Here is an 18751-nt window from a genome sequence, read left to right as displayed (position 1 = left end):
TCGGTGTTTACAGCCAGTAACTGACGGCGTACCAACCAAGAACACCCATCACCACCGTATACGGCACTGCCATCCACACCATCCGCCCATACGACAGACGAATCAGCGGCGCAATCGCCGACGTCAGCAGAAACAGAAATGCCGCCTGGCCATTAGGCGTCGCCACGCTCGGCAGGTTAGTGCCGGTATTGATCGCAATGGCCAGGGTTTCGAAGTGCTCACGGCTCATGTGGCCGGAGATGAACGCCTGTTTCACTTCGGTGATGTAAATGGTCGCCACAAACACGTTATCGCTGATGGCTGACAGCAAACCGTTGGCAATGAACAGCATGCCTGGCTGCTGATCGACCGGCAGCGCCAGCACCCACTGGATCAGCGGCGTGAACAGCTGCTGATCGTGGATCACCGCGACCACCGCGAAGAACACCACCAGCAATGCAGTGAACGGCATGGCGTCCTTGAACGCGTTGCCGATGCGGTGCTCGTCGGTGATGCCCGTGAAGGCGGTGATCAACACGATCACCATCAAACCGATCAGACCCACTTCAGCCACGTGAAACGCCAGGCAGCCAATCAGAACCAGCGCCGCCAACCCTTGAACGATCAGGGCTGCGCGTTGGCGCGAGGTGCGTTCGGCGTTGTCTTCGGCGGCGTAATTGGCCAGTACGGTGCGGACGTTGTCCGGCAGCAGCGTGCCGTATCCGAACCAGCGCAATTTCTCCAGCAGCACGCACGTCACCAGGCCCGCGGCCAGCACCGGCAGCGACACCGGGGCAACCTTCAGGAAGAACTCGGCGAAGTGCCAGCCCATCTCATGGCCGATCAACAGGTTCTGCGGCTCGCCGACCAGCGTGCAAACACCGCCCAATGCTGTGCCCACGGCGCCGTGCATCAGCAGGCTGCGCAGGAACGCACGAAATTGATCGAGGTCTTCATGATGAAGTTTGGGCAGGTGCTGGTCATCACTGAACTCACTGTCCTGGCGCGGATCATTGCCCGAGGCAACGCGGTGATACACCGAATAAAACCCCACGGAGGCACTGATGATCACCGCCGTCACCGTCAAGGCATCGAGGAACGCCGAGAGAAACGCCGAGAGAAAGCAGAACATCAAGGACAGCAGGGATTTGGAGCGAACCCCCAGCAGCAGGCGCGAGAACAGAAACAGCAGCAGGTCCTTCATGAAGTAGATGCCCGCCACCATGAACATCAGCAGCAGGATCACCGGGAAGTTGTGCACCAGTTCGTCATAGAGTGCCTGCGGCGTGGTCATTTTCAGCAGCAGCGCTTCAACCAGCAGCAGCCCTCCGGGCATCAGCGGATAACACTTGAGGGCCATGGCCAGGGTGAAAATGAATTCCAGCACCAGCAGCCAGCCGGCCGCCACCGGACCTACCGTCCACAACACCAGGGCGTTGAGTATCAGAAAGCCGACAATGCTCGCCTTGTACCAGCGGGGTGAGTGGCCGAGAAAGTTGTGCGCGAAGGCTTGAGCCATTGAACCGGACATCGGCTACTCCTTGTATTAAGAAGCGCGCAAGTTGCCGTAAGCCGAAGAGAAGATCAAGTGTGGGAAAAGTTGTTGTCCTGACCGAGATACCGCACCACGACCGCCCGATAGTTGCCATCCAGCGAATAACCGCCTACGACGATGCCTCCATCCGCCTGAACGGCAACCGACGTGGCGGTGTCCAGGCTGCGGCCGAGGCGGGTGCGAACCCAGCAGGTGCCCTCGGCAAAGCCGGGATCCAGCTGCCCGCCAGGTAAATATCGGGCCAGCAGGAAGTCGGCTTCGACTCCGCCAATCGTGGCGCCAACCGCCAGCACGCGGCCGTCTGGCTGGAGTTGGGCAGCGGTCCACTGGCAGCCGCTGCGGCCGATTTTCAGCAGGTGTGGCTGGCCACCGTTGCAATGAGCGTCCGGGCGACCGTTGCTGTGCAGTTTCAGCGCCAGGCAGTGCATCGGGTCACGGCTGCTGCCAAAACACTGCAAATCGCCATTGTCCTGCTGGACGATCTGGCTGACCTGAGCGCTGTGCCCCTGAACGCTGAAGGTCATGAAACCATCCACGGCGAAGCTAACGTCCAGACTGCCGTCGGGGAGGTAGCGCGCCAGCAAGCCTTCTTCAGGGAAATTGATCGATCCGCCCACCATGATCCGACCGTCCCGCTGCACCATCAGGCTGCTGAGCCAGGAGTTCATCAGCAAATGCCTGACGATGACAAAGCCGCGGCCATTGAAGGCGCTGTCCAGCTCGCCATTGCAGGTGAGGCAAATCAGCAGGCCAACGTGATCGGCCAGTTCGAAATGGTGATTGGCCAGCAGCAGGATTCGGCCGTCAGCCTGTACCTGGACGTCACAGGCTTCGGCCCCCGGCACTCCGGGAGGGAGCCAGGCGTCGCGCACGCCCAGCGACAGATTCCCCGGCAGGCGTATGACGCAGCATCCATTGTCGCCAAAATCCCTGACTGGGTGACCTTGCGAGTCGAACAGCGCAAGGGCCGGCAACGTCTGGTGTGCGTCTGCATAGTGCAGGCCGGCGACCAGAATGTTGCCGTCCGCCAGCACAAGCACTTTGCCCGCCATTGCTTCATAACCGCGCTGGAACTGCCCGATGACGCTGCCGCGAGTGCCGAATGCCAGGTCCGCCGAGCCGTCTTCAAGCAAGCGGGCCAGGCCAAAGCAATGGCCGTCGCGAGTGCCGACTTTCGCCGCCACCAGCACCCGACCGCTCGAGTCGATCGCCACGCTGTTGGCGATGCTCGACGTACTGCCGGCGAAATACACTTGGGTTTTGCCGTTGGAGGCGAAACTTTTATCGAGATGACCGGCCGTGTACTGCGCTGCAGGTCGGGCAAAAGCAGTCTGGTCTGGCATGCGCGCATCTCCTTGCGAGCTGACCGAAACCCGGGTGCCGGGAGGACAACTACGTGTGCAAAACATTCAATCCCTGAATGCTCGATTGCACAACTGTCACAACTAACGGATGGAGGGTCGTTTTGTGCCAGAACAGTGTCTTTTCGAACCACTGACAAGCCTGCCAAGCAATTCGTGGCGGGCAAGTTGGAATACGGGGTGCAATGACTGCCGAAAACAGTCCGCTAAAAGAAAGGCAAGGGGGCGGATTACACTTAAGTAATCCGCCAAAGCCCATTAGTGCGGCATGGACCACGATTGCAGTGTGTAACCATCCTCGCTCAGTACGGCGCGAGCTTCTTCCAGGATGTGTTCAAGTTGCTCAGGATCCGAGTACGCACTGCTTGGGATTTGTGTGCGGCCGATACGGGCATTGGTGCGGTCGATAATGGTCAGGCTGAGTTCGCCGTTACCGTCTTGTGGGGCCCAAGCCACGCATTGAAAAGGTTGGAATGCGCGGTCGGCAATCAAAAGAGCTTCGTTGATACGGAGCGGGGCGGTCATGGGATCTTCTCTCTTTATGCCCAATCAAGTGACAGGCCGTCGGTTGGGCTTACCGTTCGGCTGGTTACTTGTACTGATGCCCTCAACCGGGGGTCAGGTCACACACAATCAAAAGAAATTTCAACTTTCTTTCATATACTCAATGCAGGGCCGGTTTTTGAAAGCTGAATGAAAGGTTGAACTCGTTAGGTAACTAACAAACTTGTTCTTATAACTAATAACTCGACGTCCCTATAGTCAAACGGTACAAGGGTGCGTCAAATTCTTGCTAATGTTACAGCCAGATCCGCCAAACGACTGTTTTTAATAATATTTCCTAAAGTTTGGCGTCAAGGAACAGTCATGATCGAAACGCCTGCGTTACGACGTCTGTTAGTAGTTGACCCCTGTGATGACTGCTATCGTCTGTTGCCGGGTCTGCGCTCTGTGGGCTGGGATGTTGACAGCTGTTCCCTGGAGAATGCCGCCGACCGAACGTGCGACGTTGGCCTTTTGCGATTACAACCCTTTCATCTGGAACGCCCGGAAGCCGTCAAAGAACTGATCAGCCGCAGTGGCACTGAGTGGATCGCCGTACTCAACCAGGAAGTCCTGCGCCTGCAAAATGTCGGGGACTTTGTTTGCGAATGGTTTTTTGACTTCCACACCTTGCCGTTTGACGTCTCCCGGGTGCAAGTCACGCTGGGCCGGGCGTTCGGCATGGCGCGCCTGCGCGGGCAGGGCACGGTTCACATTGATCAGCCAGAACACGAGCTACTGGGCGACAGCAAGCCCATTCGTGAACTGCGCAAATTGCTGAGCAAGCTGGCACCCACCGAGTCTCCGGTCCTGATCCGGGGCGAAAGCGGCACCGGCAAGGAACTGGTCGCCCGCACCCTGCACCGACAATCCCAGCGTCACAGTAAACCGTTCGTGGCGATCAATTGCGGGGCCATTCCCGAACACTTGATCCAGTCCGAACTGTTTGGCCACGAGAAAGGTGCCTTTACCGGCGCCCACCAACGCAAGGTTGGTCGGATTGAAGCGGCGAATGGCGGCACACTGTTTCTCGATGAGATAGGTGACCTGCCACTGGAGTTGCAAGCCAATCTGCTGCGCTTCCTGCAGGAAAAACACATCGAGCATGTCGGCGGGAGCCAGCCGATTCCTGTTGATGTGCGGGTATTGGCGGCGACTCACGTCGACCTTGAGGCGGCGGTCGAGAAAAAAAGCTTTCGTGAAGATTTGTACTATCGCCTGAATGTGCTGCAAGTCGTCACTGCACCACTGCGTGAGCGCCATGGTGACTTATCGATGCTGGCCAACCACTTCTCCCATTTCTACAGCCATGAAACAGGCCGCCGCCCTCGCAGTTTCAGCGACGACGCCTTGACTGCCATGGGCAAGCATGACTGGCCGGGCAATGTTCGCGAGCTGGCCAACCGGGTACGTCGAGGCTTGGTACTGGCCGAAGGCCGGCAGATCGAAGCGCGTGACCTGGGATTGATCAGCCAGCATACGATTGCCGCGCCGATGGGCACGCTGGAAGACTACAAGACCCGCGCTGAACGCCAGGCCTTGTGCGATGTGCTTAACCGCCACAGCGATAATTTAAGCATCGCCGCCAAGGTGCTGGGGATCTCCAGGCCTACCTTCTACCGTTTGTTGCACAAACATCAGATCCGTTAGACGCAAGATCAAAAGATCGCAGCCTCGTTTCACTCGACAGCTGCTACAGGATGAACGCATTCCAATGTAGCAGCTGTCGAGTGAAACGAGGCTGCGAGCTTTTTAGGTCCACACACACACAAAAGCCCCGCCAGGATTGAAGTCTCGGCGGGGCTTGTTGTTGTGGATCAGAAGTAGTACGGGAATTTCAGGCTGAAGGAAAAGTCTGGTGAGTCGTCGGTCAGGCCGATGGCCAGGTTGGGAACGATCGTCAAGTTATCGGTTGCTGCCAGGGTCATGCCGATGTTGAAGTTGGCAGAGTTGTAATCGCTGTTGGTGATCGATTGCCAGTCACCACCGTCCGGCCTGATCTTGCTCTTGCGGGCGAACTGATCAGTGAACGAGAACGACATACTCATCTTCTCGTTCAAGGCGAATGCAATGCCGGCGCCGATCTGCCAGGAATCGCCCAGTTTCACGTCCCCTTTCACCTTGGAGCCAACCTGAGGGCTGATGTCGCTGAAAGAGTCCTGCGCGTTGTAGGTGTAGGACAGGCTGCCGAACAGTACGGCCGGGTCGAACGTCTTGACCAGCGAAATCCCCGGGGTGATCGACCAGATACCATTGCCGGTAGGCAAGTCCTCGGGTACCGCGAGGTTGTCGTTGTTCGGGTCTTCGATCAGCTTGATGCCGTAAGGGTCGTCACCGGTTGGTGCCTTGACGCGCAGTGTAACGACCGCGTCGGGCAGGTTGGCCGACTCATCCAGAAACTTGTAAGCAACGCCAACGTTCACATCGCCGATGGTCGGATCCCGCGTAACGGTTGCATCCGACGTCACTGGGCCCGCGCCGCCGGCGCCACCGGAGGAATATGTTGATTGGCGATAAACCACGGGGACGTTAATGTCGAACTGCCAGCGTTGTGCCACGTTGTAGCGGGCGGTCAGGTCCAGTGTCCAGTTATCGGCCTTGATGCGGTCGAGGTTGATGTTGCCGAGAAAAATCGAGTCCAGTGCCAGGAAGCCGTTGAGCGTTAAAGCACGGGTATCGTAGTGCGTGTAGGTCAGGCCGGTTTCGACGCTGAACTTGCCGCCACCAAAGAAGCCGCTGGCTTCGTCATACAGGTTGGAAACGCTTTGAGCGGGCTCCGAATCGTCCTTGAGCGATTGGCCATATGAACTGCCGGTGGTTCCCGGCGCACCGGCGGCCACCGCCTGGCCCCCCCTGGCCGGATCGGCGGGGGATTTTGTCAGGCGTTTGGGAGCGGGTGTCGCAGGTGTTTCTTCGACTTGGCGAACGCGTTGCTCGAGTACCATCAGCGCGTTCTGTTGTGCTTCGTAACGCTGTTTCAGCTCCATGAGTTCTTGTTTTAGGATTTCGACCTGGGGGTCCGTTGCTGCGTATAGCAAAGTGGCCGGGGCCAGGCTACTCAAACAAACGAAAGCTCTGAACGTTAAAGATCGGTGCATGGGTTAGCCGTCCCTTCTGACTACATCTGATGAGACTGAGCGTAGATCAGAATCCGCTAGTGCGAAGGCCTTTAAGCTGGTCCAGGTTGCCGCTCACCGATCCGGCTGTCGGCACGTTGTCACGCAGCACGACATTGAAGGAAGTGAAGTTGCGGACCTGGTTGCTGCTGCCGAGCAAAGTCGTATTCTGCATAAGCCCACCCTGGGCCAGGCGTTGTACGGTACTGCCCTGGTTGTTGTTGGCCACGATGTTGAGTTGCACACCAGTACCGGTCGAGGAAATGCTGAGCGAGCCCGCGCCATTGGCGCCGACCATTGTCGTGCCTGCGGCCAGCGCCTGACCCTGCTGTTGCGTTGCTGGCGCCTGGTTAGCTTTTGTAACGTTGATATCAACGTTGTTGTAGGCCGTATTATTGTCGCCGGCAGCCCGCACGACTTGAGTGACGCCTTCGGTGGTGTTGAGGCCGCTGCCGCCAGTGACGGTGCCAGTGCCCGTGTTTTGCGAGCGCGCCGAGCCATTACCTTTTTCGTCGATCATAGACACATAGAACTGTGGCTTGATGGTTGATTGTTGAATTTGCATCGAGGACGTTGCCCCGATCACTTCGCCGTTGGCATTTTGCCAAGTGCTTGTCATCGTAATGCCGAAACTGATGATCCGTCCCGGCATGACATAACGGCCTCGCAGAGTCGCCAGTTCCTGATCCTTCAGTTCGATGGGCTTGAACGACTGTGCCTCGGTCGGCAGGCTGGCGGCCAGGCAAACCACGGCCAGCCAGATTGAAGTCTTCATTGGATGCTCCCGGAGCGTCATGCTCGCTTGTTATTAGAAGAAGTCGCTTTGGATAAATCCAAAATCCATCAACTCTGCGTCCTGCACCGGGCTGAAGGCGTTGATGCGGTTCCTGGCGGTCAGTGGCATGGGCGGGTCGAGTAACGCATTGGTTTTGTCGTAGCCCTGGCCAATGATGGCAAAGATGATTCCGTTCCAGCCTTTGATGAAGTCGTCGACTTTGTAACGTTTATGACCGAGCACCGGATCTCCGATATACACCCAGCCGTTATGGACTCTTTGCATGACCACAAAATGTTTGTAGCCACGGATATCCATCAGGACCACTACCGGAATTCTGATATCGCTCAACGTTTCCGGCGCTACTCGATAGCCACGGGCCCGCATGCCGATACTTTCCACGTAACGCTTCATGTCGAGCATGGAGAAGCCCTGTACGCGGACAAGGTCTTGATCGGAATGAGCCAGCATGCCTTCGATGATCTGTTCTTCATCCACGTCCAGCCAATAGGCCTGGCGCAAGATGGTCGCCAGCGCAGCTGCGCCGCAACTGAAGTCGGTTTTCTGTTGTACCAGGTCCTCAAATTTACGCTCGCGAACGCTCTGGATCGGCTTGTACACCAACGCGCCGCCCGGCAAGACGGAAAGCGGCATTTGTGCAGCCTCGATCACACTGGCCACGCAAAGCAAACATGCCAAGGCGATAATGCGCATGGTGGTACGTCCTCTGGTGGTGTTGAAAAAGGCCCCCGTTAGGGGGCCTCCAGAGACAGCCATTAGAACGATTGGTTGGAGATCGCCAGCGAGTTGCTTTGTTGGTTGCCCACACCCGCAGCCACGTTGACGCCCAGGTTGCCGCTGCCGCCGTTCACCGAACCGCTCAGGGTTGCAGTGTTGGTCACAGGGTTGGCCCAGCCAGTTGGAGTCAGCACTTGATAGGAGTAGGTGTTACTCAAATCATAAGAGCTGCTTTCACTGTAGCTTTTCGCTTTGTCGTACGCAGACTCGGACGATTTACTGCCCGATTTTTCGTACGAGGAGTCAGACGACTTCGTGTACGACTTATCGTAGGATTTTTCGAACGACGAATCGCGCGATCTATCGTACGAAGAGTCGCGCGATTTGTCGTACGAGGAGTCGTGCGATCTGTCGTACGATTTGTCTATCGAAGCGTCAAGCGTTGCGTCGAGCGATCCGTTAAACGATGCGTCGGAAGCACTGCTGCGGGTGCGGTCGCCCCAGCCATTATTGACGGTAGTGGAGCTGGAAGCCGCCGCAGAAGCGTCCAAAGTAGCGCTCAAGGAAGCACTCAAAGAAGCGCTTGAAGAACCGCTTGCACTGCTGCTGTTGGATCCGCTGGCATTACTGCTGTTGGAACCGCTGGCATTACTGCTGCTGGAACCGCTTATATCAACGCTTTTTGAACCACTGGCGTCATAGCTTTTGGAACCGGCCTTGTTCCAGCTGGAAGAAGCGCTTTGACTGCCGCTTGCCTCGAAGGACTTATCTTTAGAGAAACTGCCGCTCGCCGTATTGGTAACGGTGATCGTATCCACACGATAAGTCCGATCGGCGTTGTTATTCACAACCAGGCCAGGACCGTTTTGATTGGCGGAGGCGGTGGCGGTTGCGTTGCCGAGTGGGGCATTGGTGTTGGCAATTGCCATGGTGTTTTTCTGCTGGTTCAGATCGCCGCCAGCAATGTTGACACCCATATTGCCGCTGCTGCCGCCGCCGGATCCGCTCATAACGGCAGAGTTGGTAGCGCCAAAGTTGTCGACGCGGTTATTTCTGCTGACTTGCCTGACGTCAGCGGTGGCAGTGGAAGTGCCGAACACAAAGCTGTTATCGATCGCGGCGTTGTCGGAGGCAGCGTTTGCGATGGCGGCGGCGTTGTCTTGCTGGTTGCCGGCACCGGCCGCCACGTTGACACCGACGTTACCGCTCGAGCCTGAGGCCGAACTGCTCATCTCGGCTGAGTTTTGTGTCCCTTCATTCCAGATGCTGTTGTCGGCACTGGTCTGCCTGTCGTTTGCTTCGGCAGTCGCGTTGATAGGGACCATTCTTGCAGGAGGGGTTTGTTGGCCGCCGTTGTGATGGCCATGGTGGTTGCCACGCCGATCGTTTTGCCCAGCTTGTACAGCTACAGCCATGACCGCAGCAATTGCGAAAACCAGAGGCTTTAGTGCCATCGAAGGTTTCATGGTGATTCTCCGTACTTATTTTAGGTTAAGTGTTGTTTCCTACCTTTTTGGGTCAATCCGCGACCCGTACGCTTAGGGTGTTGGCCATTCGGTTTCCCACCCCGGCGCTCTGATTCAACTGGATCACCCCACGGCTACCGGTGAAAGCCTGGTCACTGGTAGTGACCTGGCGAAAGCCTGGTGCAGAGTCAGTCGGATCGGAGTTGTTGAGCAGCGCCACGTTCTGTTGCATGAGGACGCTGTCGTCGATACTTTGCGGCTGTGTACTGATGCTTATCCGCAGGGCATTGGCTTGCTGGTTACTCGCGCCCGTGCTCTGGTTGACGCCCAGTACGCCGTTGCCGTGGCTGAAGGAGTCGCCTTGAATGCTGGATCGGGCATCGATCCTGGGGTCGACATGCGTACGCAGCCGTTGGCGGATCTCTGTGGTCGCACTGGCGTTGGTGCCAATGGCGATGGCCCGGGCGTTGGCCTGTTGCTGATAATCGCCCGCCGCCTGGTTGACCGTGAGGTTGCCTTGGTACTGCATGCCCGAACCGTCGATGTCGGCGTTATTGATGACGGGAGGTTGGGCAAAGATCGATGCACTGCAAAACATGGCGATAAAGAGCAGCGTACGATTCATCTTAACGGTCTCCCGTTATGATTCTCAGAGCACCCAGGCCCTGCTGGACGTTTGAATTGACCATGTTGGCAATACCGCTGCCCGAGTTTCCGGAACGCCCAGCGGGGAGGTTGGAGAGTTGGGTCTGATTGGAGATATTGCCGCCCAGGTTGTTGGTGTTTTGAGAGACCAACCGGTTGATGCCTGCACCGCTGGCGACACCGGCAAAGTCGCCGTCGCTCAACTCGTTCGTTTGGCTGAGGATTTGTTTGGACGGGTTGGCATTGACGGTCGTGGGGTTAGGATCGGGAATCAACGGTGGAGTCGTTGCGTTGCGCGGTTGGACATCACGTTTGATCAGAATGATGCCGTTTTCAGCCTGTACTGGCAGGCAGACACTTGAGCCCAGTGCGCATCCGATCAGCAGGACGCTAAAGATGCGCTTATCAAATTTCCCCACGGCGGCAATTCCTTCTGTAAGTGGAACGCTGGCCCTTATCAGCGTTGCGAGGTAGAGAGCAGAAGGTGTGCCGCTTTCGGGTTTTCTTTTATAAACAGAGGGTTGGATTTAATTGTCGAGGTAGTCAAAAATTTATTGTAAAGACACTGAGACAGACCCACGTCAAAGCGTCGCCCCATGCGGCGGCATTGCTCGTCAACGGTGCTGAAAGCAGGTTGTATCAGTGGCTTAACAAATCGGTGCTGGAGCGCTCGGACCGCTTTAGCTCGCGGCTCTGCACAGGGGAGGGTGTTTCAGGAATGCAACATCCTTGGCAGGGTGGGCAACCCTGTCAGGCCTTGAGCAAGCGTGTTACCGCCTCAAGTGCCGCATCCTTGCGCTGTTGCCAATCACCTTGCAATACCTGGAAAGGCTGCTGGTGCAGGTCAAGCCATTGGCGGCTGGCCTGGAAAAACGCCTGGCGTTCTGCCAGCTGCGGTTGGCAACGTTGCCCGTCGTCATGCCAGGCCACGGTTTCAGGGCTCAGCAGCAAATGCAGATCGTAGTGCCGTGCCAGCAAAGCTTGCTCGATCCAGGTCGGGCAAGCGCCGAACAAAGTGCGACTCCAAAGGATGTTGCTCAAGAGGTGTGTATCGAGAATCAACAGTGACGGTTGTCTGGCGCGTGCTTCATCTTCCCAAGCCAGCTGGCCATTCGCTATGGATGAGATGTCATCGTAGCGGGTTTCTCGGGCTTCGCTGTCGATAAAATGCCGAACGTACTCATTGACCAATATGCCGCCAAAGTTGGCGTGAATCTCGTTCGAAAGCCAGCTTTTTCCGCTGGATTCCGGGCCTGTCAGCACCAGAACCTTCATGCGCGCAATGCCGGGTCGGCACGCCATTCACGCCAACCTTGCACGGCCAGCAACAAGAACAGCGCATAAAGGGCGGCGGTCAGGTACATGCCTTTATAGAGGAACAGCCCGACGAAAATCACATCAACGACGATCCACAACGGCCAGCATTGCACGCGTTTTTGCGCCATCCATAATTGCGCCACCAGGCTGAACCCGGTCAGCGCAGCGTCGAGCCAGGGCTGGGCGGCATCGGTCCAGTGCGCCATGGCGGCACCCAGCAGCAGACTGCCAATGGCGCCGGCCACAAGGCTCCCTGCGATCGATTTTCCATCGAGCCGACTGACCTGCCGACCGGTATTCGCCTCACCCGCACGGGTCCATTGCCACCAGCCGTAAAGCTGCAGCGCGGCGTAGATCACTTGCAGGAGCATGTCCGAATACAGCTTCACTTCAAAAAAGATCCAGCTATAAAGCAGCACCATGACCAGACCGATCGGCCAGCACCAGGGGTTCTGTTTGACCGTCAACCAGACGGCAATCACGCCGAGGGTGGCGGCAAACAGTTCAAGCCCGGACATGGAGGTTCCTTGGGGGAAGACAAAAGAGGGGGCGGATTGTACCGACAGACGCCGCTAAGTAGAACCAACTCACATGGCCTGTAGCAGCTGCCGAGCAGCGCGAGGCTGCGTTCGGCGACGAAGTCGTCGTAAAATCAGCCCCCGCGGTGCAACAGTAAAACTGCGTTTGCAGGGTTTACGACGACTGCGTCGCCGAACGCAGCCTCGCGGGCTCGGCAGCTGCTACAAGAGCGCGTTTTTACACGCGGAACTGTTTGAGGAGGCCGTTCAACTGCTCGCTCAAGTCCTTGAGCCGGACACTGGCCACACTCGACTGTTCCGCCGCCAGCGCGGTGCTGTGGGACAAACCCGCGGCCTGGGTGACGTTCTGATTGATGTCTTCCACCACATGGGCTTGCTGCAGAGTCGCACTGGCGATCGACGCGTTCAGGCCGTTTAGGTTGCGCAGCGCCTGGCCGATTGCGTTCAGGCTGGCACCGGCCAGACCGGCCTGTTCGATGGTCAGTTGCGAGGCACGGCTGCTGTCGCCGATCACTTTGACCGCCGCTTCGGAGTGCGTCTGCAGGCGTTCGATCATCGACTGGATCTCCGCCGTGGACTTCTGGGTGCGCTGGGCCAACAGGCGCACCTCATCGGCCACCACCGCAAACCCTCGACCTTGTTCACCAGCACGAGCGGCCTCGATGGCTGCGTTGAGCGCCAGCAGGTTGGTTTGTTCGGCGATGGAGCGGATCACCTCCAGCACGCTGCCAATCTGGTTGCTTTCAGCCGCCAGGGTGCGAATCACTTCAACAGCTTGATCGATGGTGCCGGACAGTTTGTCGATCTGTTGCAAGCTGCCATCAATGTTGATCTGGCCCTGCTGCGCCTGGGATTCGGCATCGCGCATTTCGCTGGCCGCGTGCTCGGCATTCTTGGCCACATCCTGCACACCGTAAGTCACTTCGTTGATCGCGGTCGCCACCAGTTCCATTTGCTGGGACTGTTGCTGACTGCGTTGCTGGGCTTGGGCGGCGTCGTTGCCCAGCTCGCTGGACGACTGGCCCAGAGCGCTGGCGGACACTTGCAGCTCGCTGATCACGCCTCGCAGTTTGGCGGTGAAGGCATTGAAGTGCCGGGCCAACTGAGTGACTTCATCCTGGCCGTGGGTGTCGAGGCTGCGGGTCAGGTCGCTTTCACCGCTGGCGATATTGGCCATGGCATTTACGGTGGCCTGGAGCGGACGCACGATGCTGCGAGCGATCATGATCACCAGCAACGCCATGATCAACGCAATCACCAGGCCGACGAAAGAAGCCTTCCAGGCTTGAGCGTAGAACTCAGCCTGCATGTCATCGATGTACACCCCCGAGCCGATCACCCAACCCCAAGGCTCGAACAATTTGACGTAGGAGGTTTTCTCGACCGGGGCACTGGCACCCGGTTTAGGCCAGCGATAGTCGACCGTGCCGGCGCCCTTGGCCTTGGCGACGGCCACCATTTCGTTGAACAGCGCAAAACCGTCCGGGTCGCGGATTGCCGAGAGGTTCTGGCCATCGAGTTTGGGGTTGGCCGGGTGCATCACCATCACCGGCGTCAGATCGTTGATCCAGAAATAATCGTTCTGGTCATAACGCAGCCCGCGCACGGCGGTCAGCGCTTGTTTCTGCGCGGCATCGCGGGTGAGGGTGCCGGCGGTTTCCAGGCCGTGGTAGTAAGTCAGAATGCCGCTGGCGGTCTGCACCACGTGCTGGGTTTTCTGGGCCTTTGCCTGGTAAAGGTCGTCGTGGATCTGCTTGAGCATCAATACGCCCAACGTCAATAACATCACCACCGACACGATCAAGATGAGCCACAAGCGTCGGCTGATCGACACACTGCGCAAGCTGTTCATAACGCTGTCACTCCGATTTCTTTTTCTTGTAATAGACGATTGCCAGCATCCAACCACGCTTTGCCGGTCGGGCATATGCGACCCAAGTCTCATTACGCGGAAGCGTTATCAAGGCTTGTCTGATAGGATTTCGGCCCCGCGCGGAAAAACCTGAACCCGAGTTGATTTTTCACGGAATTTTTACGGCTCCGTCTGGATCCTTTGCGCGTGGGACCTCAGCTACGCTTGGCGCGATGAACGTTAAAAAAATTAATGGGGCATGCCTTGGCGCATCGCCTTTGGGGGATTGATGGAACTTTGGACCGCCTTGCAGGCACTGATTCTTGGAGTTGTAGAAGGGCTGACGGAGTTTTTGCCCATTTCCAGTACCGGTCACCAAATCATTGTGGCGGACTTGCTCAACTTCGGTGGCGAGCGAGCCATGGCGTTCAACATCATTATCCAGCTCGGGGCGATCCTGGCGGTGGTGTGGGAATTTCGCCGCAAGATCTTCGACGTGGTCATCGGCTTGCCAACGCAGCCGAGCGCCCGACGCTTTACCGCAAACCTGTTGATCGCTTTCCTGCCGGCCGTGGTGTTGGGGGTAATTTTTGCCGATCTGATCCACGAATACCTGTTCAACCCGATTACTGTGGCGACGGCATTGGTCGTGGGCGGGGTCGTGATGTTGTGGGCGGAAAAGCGTCAGCACGAAGTGCATGCCCACACCGTCGACGAAATCACCTGGAAAGATGCCCTTAAAGTCGGCTTTGCCCAGTGCCTGGCCATGATTCCCGGGACCTCGCGTTCCGGCTCGACCATCATTGGCGGGTTGCTGTTCGGTTTGTCGCGCAAGACGGCCACCGAGTTCTCATTCTTCCTGGCGATGCCGACCATGGTCGGTGCGGCGGTGTATTCGGGCTACAAATACCGCGACCTGTTCGTACCGGCCGATCTTCCAGTGTTCGCGATCGGTTTCGTCACCGCGTTCATCTTCGCGATGATTGCCGTCAGAGGCTTGCTGGTGTTCATCGGCACTCACAGCTACGCGGTGTTCGCCTGGTATCGCATCGCGTTCGGCCTGCTGATTCTGGCTACCTGGCAGTTCGGTTGGGTCGATTGGGCCGCTGCACGCCCATGAATGACTCCGGCGCGCGCAACAACAACCCCGGACGCAGGTCCGGAGGCGAGTGGGTCCAGCATCCACGGCTGAAACTGCTGGTGCTGGCGATCCTGTGCGTGCTGCCGCTGACGGGCTCGGTGTCGCTTTGGCTGCGCGGGGTTTCGCTGATTCCGCTGGCGGCCTACGGCATCGTCAGCGTGCTGGCGTTCTTTCTGTACTGGAGCGACAAGCGCAAGGCGCGCGCCGACAGCTGGCGCACTCCGGAAAACGTGTTGCACGCGGTCGAGCTGGCGGGCGGCTGGCCGGGCGCGTTGCTGGCTCAGCAGGTGTTTCGGCACAAGACCCGCAAGGTCTCGTATCAGCTGGTGTTCTGGCTCATTGTGCTGATGCACCAGGTGTTCTGGATTGACCAGCTGTTCCTTGGTGCCCATCTGTTCGCGTTGTTCTAAAGCAGCAAGCTGACCTGGGTACGCTTGGGCAACTTGCTCACCACCAGTTGATGGGAGCGTTGCAATAACCCTTGCAACTCTTCGCTGCCCAGCGGGTAGGGCGTTTGCATGATGATCCACTGAGCCCGCGCCAGATACGGCGCCGGGTGAATGCCCGGGCGGTCGCAATGCCCGAGGAACAGATCCTTGTCGACCTTGAAGGCCAGGGAATCGCCGCGCAGGTTCTGCAAGGCGAACATCTTGTTCCCGGCAATCGAAAATACGCGTACGCCTCCCCATTTATAGTCTTCCCGCGCGCCGGGCAGCGCGAGACAGAATTGCGCGACGTCCTCTTCGCTCATGCGTCCAGCCTTCATATCAATCGGTCCCCACAGGCATTGAATGATTCGATCAAATGGTCGATCCAGGCACGCACGGCCGGCATCACCCCGCGCCGATGAGGGTAGACCGCTTGCAGCCAGCCGCCAGGCAACGACCAGTCGGGCAGCAACTGCACCAGCGAGCCATTTTCCAGTTCCTGTTCGCAATACATCATTGGCAGCATCGTAAAGCCTTGACCGGCGAGCGTGCAGGCCTTGCGCACGATGAAATCGTCAATGCCCAGTCGCGCTTCCAGGCTTAAGTCATAGCTTTTTCCCTGCTGATCGAGCATGCGGATGTGCACCATGCGGTCGGCTTCCAGTGCGCCCAGCACCGGCAAGGCTTTCAGGTCTTCGGGGTGGTTGATCTCACGTTCGTGCAGGAAGGCCGGGCTGGCGACCATCGCCATCTGCGCCTGGCGCAAGCGACGGGTCACCAGCAACGGGTCCTCATCGCCCAACTCACGGACCCGCAGCGCGACATCGATACCTTCGGTGACCAGGTCGACCCGGCGATTGAGCAGCATGACTTCCAGTTGCACTTGGGGGTGTTTTTCAAGAAAACGGCTGATCACCATCGGCAGCATTTCGTGGGCCAGGCCGACGGGGCAGGACACCCGCAAGCGTCCCCGGGGTTCGCTGGACATGCTGGCCACGGCTTCATCGGCCATCTCGGCTTCCAGCAGCATCGCCTGACAATGCCGCAGGTAACGTTCGCCCACTGCCGTCAGCTTGAGCTGGCGGGTGGTGCGTTGCAGCAGGCGTGCGCCGAGGCGTTCTTCCAGCTCGGCAATGCGTCGCGACAGCCGGGACTTGGGAATCCCCAGCAAACGCCCGGCCGCTGCGAAGCCGCCGGCTTCGACCACCTTGGCGAAATAGTAGAGGTCGTTGAGGTCTTGCATGATGGGAATCCGATTGTTCTATCAGTGGGACGAACTATCGCATTGTTGCGGGCTAATCAGCTATTGGTTTCATCTGTAGGATCCTCCCCATCAGATCGCCCGGTGGCGATCCTCACCTGGAGATCCCTTATGAAACTGTTGCATATCGATTCGAGCATTCTTGGTGACAATTCGGCTTCCCGTCTGCTGAGCAGCGAAGTCGTCACCGCCTGGCAAGCCGCCGAGCCAACCGCCGTGGTGACTTACCGTGACCTGGCCGCTGATGCCATCAGCCATTTCTCCGCCACCACCCTGGTAGCCGCCGGCACCACCGCTGAACTGCGCAACGCCGCGCAACAGCACGAAGCCGAGCTGAGCGCCACCACCCTGGCCGAATTCCTCGCTGCCGACGCCGTCGTGATCGCAGCGCCGATGTACAACTTCACCATCCCGACCCAACTCAAGGCCTGGATCGACCGCATTGCCGTTGCCGGTCAGACCTTCCGCTACACCGAAGCCGGCCCTGAAGGCCTGTGCGGTGGCAAGAAAGTCGTGATCGTCTCGACGTCTGGCGGTCTGCATGCCGGCCAGGCGACTGGCGTTGCGCATGAAGAGTACTTGAAGGTGCTGTTCGGCTTCATCGGCATTACCGACATTGAGTTTGTTCGCGCCCATGGCCTGGCCTATGGTGACGAAGTGCGCACCAAAGCCATGAGCGACGCTCACACGCAAATCAGCGAGCAGTTGTTCGCCGCTGCGTAAGACTTGCGTAAAGAGTTCAAACAGCTCAGGCACCACCCAAAAAACTCTGTATTCTGATCACGCAAGTGCCAGATACGGAGTTTTTTGTTTCTGTCTATTTCTGGTTGATTCATATAGTGGCCCGCGTTATGCAGTCAGGGGTTACCGTCCGGTCCAGTAACAAGGTGGGGCATCCCATGGTGCGTCTTTGTGCAACATTACTGATTTGCCTGCTCAGCAGCCTGAATTCAGTGCACGCCGCGCCTGCACCGCATCCTCACTGGAGCGTCGGCTACCATGAGATGAGTTTTCTCGACCCCCTGGATTTGCAGCCGATGCGCGCCATCGCGTTCTATCCTTCCAGCGACCGGGAACACACCAGCAAAATCGAGGGTTACACGGTCGAAGCCGGCGAAGACACTCGCGTTGCGATGGGTCGTTTCCCGATGCTGATGCTGTCTCACGGCAACACCGGAACCCCGCTGGCGCTGCACGACCTCGCCACCTCGCTGGCGCGCAAAGGGTTTGTGGTGGTGGCGGTGATCCATCCCGGTGACAACTCCAAAGATCACAGCCGCCTCGGTACGTTGAGTAACCTGTACGGCCGGCCCATCCAGATTTCCGAAGCCATTACCGCGACCCTGGGCGACCGGATGCTCGCGCCTTTCGTCAATGCCGACCAGGTCGGCGTGATTGGTTATTCGGCGGGCGGCGAGACGGCGTTGATCCTGTCCGGTGCGACACCTGATCTGGATCGTCTGCGCCGCTACTGCCAGGAGCGCCCGGACGATCGCGATGCCTGCAACACCCAAGGCGAGTTGATTGTCGACCGTGATGACTTGCAACCCGTGGCGGATCCGCGTGTGCATGCGTTGTTGCTGATGGCGCCGCTGAGCCTGAAGTTCGGCCGCCATACCCTGGCCGATGTGCATGTGCCGGTGCTGCTCTACAGCGGGGATGGCGACAAACTGGTGGCATTCGACAAAAACGCCGCCGCCCTGGCGCGCAAACTGCCGATCGCACCGGACTTCAAATTGCTGGCCGGGGCAGGGCACTTCGTGTTCATGGCGCCTTGCAATGAAGAGCAGATCGCCGCCATGCCGGCGCTGTGCACCGACGCTGACGGCGTCGACCGCGAAGATATCCATCGCAATATGGTGTCCGAGGCCGGGCGGTTCTTCTCCCGTGCGCTGGGCAAGCCAACCCGGGCCGGGATGCAGACTGCGGATCAGTAATCGCCACCGATCTGTGTAGCAGCTGTCGAGCCTGCGAGGCTGCGTTCGGCTCGGTCCGCGCTCGGGCGCAGCAGTCGTAGAGTCTGCATCTACATTTT

General features: G+C 58.3%; 18 protein-coding genes and 2 pseudogenes. 5 read left to right on the top strand and 15 right to left on the bottom strand.

What is annotated here, in order from left to right:
- Positions 1-7 precede the first annotated feature (7 nt).
- The 3 genes from nhaB to ACA070_RS16120 form a co-directional block, all read right to left on the bottom strand.
- On the bottom strand, positions 8-1510 hold the full coding sequence (gene nhaB, locus ACA070_RS16130) for a sodium/proton antiporter NhaB (protein WP_497447446.1): 1503 nt from the start codon (positions 1508-1510) through the stop codon (positions 8-10).
- 53 nt (positions 1511-1563) lie between these two features.
- Positions 1564-2877 (bottom strand): NHL repeat-containing protein, encoded by a 1314-nt coding sequence (locus ACA070_RS16125; protein WP_497447445.1) that lies wholly within the window; start codon positions 2875-2877, stop codon positions 1564-1566.
- Between the two features lie 276 nt (positions 2878-3153).
- The gene (locus ACA070_RS16120; protein WP_497447444.1) at positions 3154-3420 is read right to left on the bottom strand and encodes a hypothetical protein; all 267 of its coding nucleotides are present in this window, start codon (positions 3418-3420) and stop codon (positions 3154-3156) included.
- Positions 3421-3762: 342 nt separating this feature from the next.
- Here ACA070_RS16120 and ACA070_RS16115 point away from each other — a divergent pair, with 342 nt between their 5' ends.
- Positions 3763-5088, top strand: coding sequence for a sigma-54 dependent transcriptional regulator (locus ACA070_RS16115; RefSeq protein WP_497447443.1), 1326 nt, complete (start codon positions 3763-3765; stop codon positions 5086-5088).
- 167 nt (positions 5089-5255) lie between these two features.
- Here ACA070_RS16115 and fapF read toward each other — a convergent pair whose 3' ends face one another.
- The 10 genes and pseudogenes from fapF to ACA070_RS16065 form a co-directional block, all read right to left on the bottom strand.
- The gene (gene fapF, locus ACA070_RS16110) at positions 5256-6536 is read right to left on the bottom strand and encodes a fibril amyloid transporter FapF (protein ID WP_497447442.1); all 1281 of its coding nucleotides are present in this window, start codon (positions 6534-6536) and stop codon (positions 5256-5258) included.
- Between the two features lie 46 nt (positions 6537-6582).
- Positions 6583-7329: a fibril amyloid subunit FapE gene (fapE, locus tag ACA070_RS16105; protein WP_497447441.1), complete on the bottom strand. Its 747-nt coding sequence runs from the start codon at positions 7327-7329 to the stop codon at positions 6583-6585.
- A 33-nt stretch (positions 7330-7362) separates the two neighbouring features.
- A complete protein-coding gene (gene fapD / locus ACA070_RS16100) occupies positions 7363-8043 on the bottom strand; it encodes a fibril amyloid maturation endopeptidase FapD (protein WP_497447440.1) in 681 nt (226 codons plus the stop codon).
- Between the two features lie 62 nt (positions 8044-8105).
- The gene (gene fapC, locus ACA070_RS16095; RefSeq protein WP_497447439.1) at positions 8106-9533 is read right to left on the bottom strand and encodes an amyloid-like fimbrin subunit FapC; all 1428 of its coding nucleotides are present in this window, start codon (positions 9531-9533) and stop codon (positions 8106-8108) included.
- Positions 9534-9585: 52 nt separating this feature from the next.
- Complete coding sequence (gene fapB / locus ACA070_RS16090) at positions 9586-10158, bottom strand: fibril amyloid subunit FapB (RefSeq protein ID WP_497447438.1); 573 nt, start codon at positions 10156-10158, stop codon at positions 9586-9588.
- A gap of 1 nt (position 10159) precedes the next feature.
- Positions 10160-10597, bottom strand: coding sequence for a functional amyloid chaperone FapA (fapA, locus tag ACA070_RS16085; protein ID WP_497447437.1), 438 nt, complete (start codon positions 10595-10597; stop codon positions 10160-10162).
- Positions 10598-10928: 331 nt separating this feature from the next.
- The gene (locus ACA070_RS16080) at positions 10929-11453 is read right to left on the bottom strand and encodes an AAA family ATPase (protein WP_497451959.1); all 525 of its coding nucleotides are present in this window, start codon (positions 11451-11453) and stop codon (positions 10929-10931) included.
- Positions 11450-12013 (bottom strand): nicotinamide riboside transporter PnuC, encoded by a 564-nt coding sequence (pnuC, locus tag ACA070_RS16075; protein WP_497447436.1) that lies wholly within the window; start codon positions 12011-12013, stop codon positions 11450-11452. Before pnuC ends, ACA070_RS16080 begins: the two co-directional genes overlap by 4 nt.
- Positions 12014-12251: 238 nt before the next feature.
- A pseudogene (locus ACA070_RS16070) lies at positions 12252-12839 on the bottom strand (methyl-accepting chemotaxis protein); the annotation flags it as partial.
- Between the two features lie 318 nt (positions 12840-13157).
- Positions 13158-13796: pseudogene (locus ACA070_RS16065) on the bottom strand (cache domain-containing protein); the annotation flags it as partial.
- A 379-nt stretch (positions 13797-14175) separates the two neighbouring features.
- Between ACA070_RS16065 and ACA070_RS16060 the strand changes: the two are divergent.
- Together ACA070_RS16060 and ACA070_RS16055 are read left to right on the top strand one after the other, a co-directional pair.
- The gene (locus tag ACA070_RS16060) at positions 14176-15006 is read left to right on the top strand and encodes an undecaprenyl-diphosphate phosphatase (protein ID WP_462027063.1); all 831 of its coding nucleotides are present in this window, start codon (positions 14176-14178) and stop codon (positions 15004-15006) included.
- On the top strand, positions 15003-15437 hold the full coding sequence (locus ACA070_RS16055) for a DUF1294 domain-containing protein (protein ID WP_497447435.1): 435 nt from the start codon (positions 15003-15005) through the stop codon (positions 15435-15437). The genes ACA070_RS16060 and ACA070_RS16055 overlap by 4 nt, the downstream gene beginning before the upstream one ends.
- Here ACA070_RS16055 and ACA070_RS16050 read toward each other — a convergent pair.
- Positions 15434-15793 carry an MmcQ/YjbR family DNA-binding protein gene (locus ACA070_RS16050; RefSeq protein WP_461982009.1) on the bottom strand — a complete coding sequence of 120 codons (360 nt, stop codon included), beginning with the start codon at positions 15791-15793 and terminating at the stop codon, positions 15434-15436. The two genes, ACA070_RS16055 and ACA070_RS16050, sit on opposite strands and share 4 nt — an antisense overlap.
- Positions 15790-16698, bottom strand: a complete 909-nt coding sequence (locus ACA070_RS16045) for a LysR substrate-binding domain-containing protein (protein WP_497447434.1) — start codon at positions 16696-16698, stop codon at positions 15790-15792. Before ACA070_RS16045 ends, ACA070_RS16050 begins: the two co-directional genes overlap by 4 nt.
- A gap of 129 nt (positions 16699-16827) precedes the next feature.
- On the opposite strand from ACA070_RS16045, the gene ACA070_RS16040 reads away from it, so the two are divergent.
- Positions 16828-17439 carry an FMN-dependent NADH-azoreductase gene (locus ACA070_RS16040; RefSeq protein ID WP_438659255.1) on the top strand — a complete coding sequence of 204 codons (612 nt, stop codon included), beginning with the start codon at positions 16828-16830 and terminating at the stop codon, positions 17437-17439.
- 176 nt (positions 17440-17615) lie between these two features.
- Complete coding sequence (locus ACA070_RS16035; RefSeq protein ID WP_497447433.1) at positions 17616-18653, top strand: alpha/beta hydrolase family protein; 1038 nt, start codon at positions 17616-17618, stop codon at positions 18651-18653.
- Positions 18654-18751: the final 98 nt, after the last annotated feature.

Source organism: Pseudomonas sp. LBUM1678, from assembly GCF_059695575.1.
Note: the sequence above shows the minus strand (reverse complement) of the source record. Positions and strands in the feature narration are given on the sequence as shown.

Excerpts from the sequence above, each read along its gene's own strand:
- ACA070_RS16035 (WP_497447433.1), top strand. The coding sequence starts at position 17,616 with ATGGTGCGTCTTTGTGCAACATTACTGATTTGCCTGCTCAGCAGCCTG.
- pnuC (WP_497447436.1), bottom strand. The coding sequence starts at position 12,013 with ATGTCCGGGCTTGAACTGTTTGCCGCCACCCTCGGCGTGATTGCCGTC.
- fapD (WP_497447440.1), bottom strand. The coding sequence starts at position 8,043 with ATGCGCATTATCGCCTTGGCATGTTTGCTTTGCGTGGCCAGTGTGATC.
- ACA070_RS16125 (WP_497447445.1), bottom strand. The coding sequence starts at position 2,877 with ATGCCAGACCAGACTGCTTTTGCCCGACCTGCAGCGCAGTACACGGCC.
- fapC (WP_497447439.1), bottom strand. The coding sequence starts at position 9,533 with ATGAAACCTTCGATGGCACTAAAGCCTCTGGTTTTCGCAATTGCTGCG.
- nhaB (WP_497447446.1), bottom strand. The coding sequence starts at position 1,510 with ATGTCCGGTTCAATGGCTCAAGCCTTCGCGCACAACTTTCTCGGCCAC.
- fapE (WP_497447441.1), bottom strand. The coding sequence starts at position 7,329 with ATGAAGACTTCAATCTGGCTGGCCGTGGTTTGCCTGGCCGCCAGCCTG.
- ACA070_RS16045 (WP_497447434.1), bottom strand. The coding sequence starts at position 16,698 with ATGCAAGACCTCAACGACCTCTACTATTTCGCCAAGGTGGTCGAAGCC.
- ACA070_RS16055 (WP_497447435.1), top strand. The coding sequence starts at position 15,003 with ATGAATGACTCCGGCGCGCGCAACAACAACCCCGGACGCAGGTCCGGA.
- ACA070_RS16120 (WP_497447444.1), bottom strand. The coding sequence starts at position 3,420 with ATGACCGCCCCGCTCCGTATCAACGAAGCTCTTTTGATTGCCGACCGC.
- ACA070_RS16115 (WP_497447443.1), top strand. The coding sequence starts at position 3,763 with ATGATCGAAACGCCTGCGTTACGACGTCTGTTAGTAGTTGACCCCTGT.
- fapF (WP_497447442.1), bottom strand. The coding sequence starts at position 6,536 with ATGCACCGATCTTTAACGTTCAGAGCTTTCGTTTGTTTGAGTAGCCTG.
- ACA070_RS16040 (WP_438659255.1), top strand. The coding sequence starts at position 16,828 with ATGAAACTGTTGCATATCGATTCGAGCATTCTTGGTGACAATTCGGCT.
- ACA070_RS16080 (WP_497451959.1), bottom strand. The coding sequence starts at position 11,453 with ATGAAGGTTCTGGTGCTGACAGGCCCGGAATCCAGCGGAAAAAGCTGG.
- fapB (WP_497447438.1), bottom strand. The coding sequence starts at position 10,158 with ATGAATCGTACGCTGCTCTTTATCGCCATGTTTTGCAGTGCATCGATC.
- ACA070_RS16060 (WP_462027063.1), top strand. The coding sequence starts at position 14,176 with ATGGAACTTTGGACCGCCTTGCAGGCACTGATTCTTGGAGTTGTAGAA.
- ACA070_RS16050 (WP_461982009.1), bottom strand. The coding sequence starts at position 15,793 with ATGAAGGCTGGACGCATGAGCGAAGAGGACGTCGCGCAATTCTGTCTC.